Origin of the sequence: Streptomyces sp. ICN903 (assembly GCF_022015835.1) — a bacterium.
GTDB classification, from domain to species: domain Bacteria; phylum Actinomycetota; class Actinomycetes; order Streptomycetales; family Streptomycetaceae; genus Streptomyces; species Streptomyces fenghuangensis.
Window position 1 is genome coordinate 1 of the sequence record NZ_JAKMAY010000445.1, and the last position, 3,344, is coordinate 3,344.

Genomic DNA, 3,344 nt, shown 5'->3' on the forward strand with positions numbered 1-3,344 from the left:
CCCCCGGTGCCCCCGGCGCCCCGCGCGAACCCGTCCACGAGCGGACCGTCGAGGGTTTCGGGGTCCTGCGGATCACCCCCGTGGACCCCGAGCGCGACGCCGCCCTGATCCACGGCTGGGTCACCGAGGAGCGCGCCGCGTTCTGGGGGATGGGCGCGATGGACGTCCGGGAGGTCCGCGAGGTCTACGCGCACATGGACACCCTCACCACCCACCACGCCCTCCTCGTCCACCGCGACGCCGAGCCCGTCGCGCTCCTCCAGACCTACGACCCCGCCGAGGACCGGGTGGGGCTGTGCTACGAGGTCCGGCCCGGCGACGTCGGGGCGCACCTGCTGCTCGCCCCCGCCGCGGACGCCGGTGAGCCGGGGTTCACCGGCCGCCTGGCCGCCGCGATCCTGGAGTACCTGCTGGCCGACCCGGACTGCCGCCGGATCGTCGTCGAGCCGGACGCCCGCAACGAGAAGGCGATCGCGCGCATGCTGCGCACCGGGTTCGAGCAGGGGCCGGAGATCGTGCTCCCCGCGGTCGAGCTGCCGGAGGTCAGCCTCCCCGGGAAGCGCGCCCGCCTGGCCTTCCTGCGGCGGGAGGCGGTCGCCGGCTGACCCCCGGGCCGCCCCCCGGCCGCTGCGGTCCCGCCGGTCTCAGTGGCGCCACGGCCCGGTGACGGCGAACGTGGTCCCCGGGTCGTAGCAGTTGACGTACATGGTGCGGCGGTCGGGCGAGAAGGTGACGCCCGCGAACTCGCCGTACTCCGGCTCCCGCGCGGTGCCGGTGTTCTGGGCGTTGCGCGCCAGGGCGTAGATCTCGCCGTGGCGGGTGAGGCCGTAGACGTGCTGCTCGCCGCCGCCGTCCTCGCAGACCATCAGACCGCCGCCCGGGGCGAGGCAGATGTTGTCCGGGGACTCGCCGGGGGTGTCCACGCCGGTGTCCGGCCCGAAGATCACCGCCAGTGTCAGCCGGCGGCGGCCCGGCTCGTAGCGCCACACCTGGCCGAAGTGGTCGGCCGCCGAGCCCTCGGAGCTGCGCGCGTAGCTGGAGACGAAGTACACCGCGCCCTGCCCCCGGTGGCTGCCCCAGTAGCAGCCCTCCAGCTTCTGCGCGTGGGTGGCGCCGCCGCGGCCGAAGTCCTGCAGGCGGATGGGCGTCCGCTTCGCCAGCGGATCGGGCACCGGCAGCCACTCGACGCCGTCGAAGTGCGTGCCCGGCTCGGTGACGGCCGACAGGTCCGGGACGCCGGGCACCCGCATGGCCTCCAGCCTCCCGCCCGCGCGCAGCGAGTCGAAGCCGCCGCGGGGCCGGTGCGGCAGGAAGCGGTAGAACAGGCCGAAGGGGTGGTCGAAGGCGTCCTCGGTCTCGTAGACCACGCCCTCGCGCGGGTCGACGGCGATGGCCTCGTGCTGGAAGCGGCCCATCGCGGTGAGCGGCTCGGGGATGGTGCGGTGACCGGGCCGCAGACCGACCTCGAAGATGAAGCCGTGGTCCTTGGTGTAGCCGTTGGTGCCGGCCTTGTCCTCGGTCTCCTCGCAGGTCAGCCAGGTGCCCCAGGGGGTCGGGCCGCCCGCGCAGTTCACCGCGGTGCCCGCGATGCCCACCCGCTCGTCCAGCACGCGGTCGCTGCCGGAGAGCTCCAGCACGGTGCAGCCGCCCATGCCCTGCGGGTCGTACGTCAGCCCGCGCACGGCGGGGACGCGGCGGGGGGCGTTGTGGCGGTTCTCGTGGTTGCGCACCAGCTGCACGCGCCCGGGGCGGGTGCCGGGCAGGGCGGACATGCCGTCGTGGTTGCCGGGGACCGGCCCCTGGCCCGAGAGCATGGGCTCGCCCTCACGCGACAGCACCCGGTAGCGGAAACCTTTCGGCAGGTCGAGCAGGCCGTCGGGGTCGGGCACGAGGGGCCCGTACCCGTCCCGGCCGCCGGCCGCGGCATGGGCGGCGTCCGTACCGGCGAACAGTTCGGAGAGCGATCCGGTGAAGGCGATCCCCGCCCCGACGGCGGCGGCACTTCCCAGAACCTGGCGTCGCGTTGCTGACATGGGCAACTCCCTGCTGGCGGACAGGTTGATGACCCGCTTGTGTGTACCACGCTGTCCGCTCGGCGGGAACCAGGCGCGGCCCGGCCGGAACCCGCCCGTGCGCGCCGCGACCCTCCCGGCGTACGGATCCGGCCGTTCTCCGGGCGGCTTTCCGCGCGGCCGGATCCACTGCCGCCGGCTCCGCCGCCGGGCCTCCGACTCCGCCGGGTGCCGCCCCGGTCGGACACCGCCCCGGTCAGGCCCCGTCGCCCTCCCCGGTCAGGCGCCGCGCGTCACGGGCGAGCGCGGTCAGCCGGGATATCGCCCTGAAGTACTTCTTGCGGTAGCCGCCCCTCAGCATGTCCTCGCCGAAGAGGCGGTCGAAGGGCACTCCGGAGGCGAGCACCGGCACCTCGCGGTCGTAGAGCCGGTCGGCCAGGACCACCAGGCGCAGCGCGGTGGACTGGTCCGGCACCGGCTGGACATCAGTGAGACAGACCGCCTCCACGCCGTCGCACAGCGCGCCGTAGCGGCTGGGGTGCACCCGGGAGAGGTGGTCCAGAAGGGAGGGGAAGTGGTCCAGGGACGCGCCGGGGGTGCGGTGCGCGGCGGCGGTCACCTCGGCGTCGCCGGCCGGCGCCGGGGCCTCGGGCAGACCGCGGTGGCGGTAGTCCTCGCCGTCGATGCGCAGCGTGCGGAAGTGCGCCGACAGGCCCTGGATCTCCCGCAGGAAGTCGGCGGCGGCGAACCGGCCCTCGCCCAGCTTGCCGGGCAGGGTGTTGGAGGTGGCCGCCAGCGCCACGCCCTCCTCGACCAGACGGCTCAGCAGGGTGGACACCAGCACGGTGTCGCCCGGGTCGTCCAGCTCGAACTCGTCGATGCACAGCAGCCGGTGACCGCCGAGCGTGGCCACCGTCTGCTGGAAGCCGAGCGCGCCCACCAGATTGGTCAGCTCCACGAACGTGCCGAACGCCTTGCGCTCGGGCGGGGCCTCGGTGGCGTGCCACAGGGAGGCCAGCAGATGGGTCTTGCCGACGCCGTAGCCGCCGTCGAGGTACACCCCGCGCGGCCCGGTGGGCGCCGTCTGCCGCCCGCCGCGGCGGAACCAGCGGCGGATGCCGCCGCCCTCGCCGTCCGCCCGGTCCCCGCCGAGCCCGCCCGCGAACCCGCTCAGCACCTTCACCGCCTCGGACTGGCTGGGCTGGGAGGGATCGGGGATGTAGTTGTCGAAGCGCACCGAGTCGAAGCGCGGCGGCGGCACCATCTCCGCGACCAGGCGGTCGGCGGGGACGTGCGGCTCGCGGTCGCACAGGGACAGCGGGGCGGCCCCGT

3 protein-coding genes are annotated in these 3,344 nt (G+C 75.0%); 1 reads left to right on the forward strand and 2 read right to left on the reverse strand.

The features are described 5' to 3' along the window. The coding region (locus L7D48_RS27435; protein WP_237883584.1) for a GNAT family N-acetyltransferase at nt 1-605 on the forward strand (605 nt) is incomplete at its 5' end. 39 nt (nt 606-644) lie between these two features. On the opposite strand, the gene L7D48_RS27440 is transcribed toward L7D48_RS27435, so the two are convergent. After that, on the reverse strand, nt 645-2,033 hold the full coding sequence (locus tag L7D48_RS27440; RefSeq protein ID WP_237883586.1) for an alkaline phosphatase PhoX: 1,389 nt from the start codon (nt 2,031-2,033) through the stop codon (nt 645-647). 235 nt (nt 2,034-2,268) lie between these two features. Then, nucleotides 2,269-3,344, reverse strand: a 1,076-nt coding sequence (zapE, locus tag L7D48_RS27445) for a cell division protein ZapE (protein ID WP_374493996.1), incomplete at its 5' end; no start/stop codon positions are given.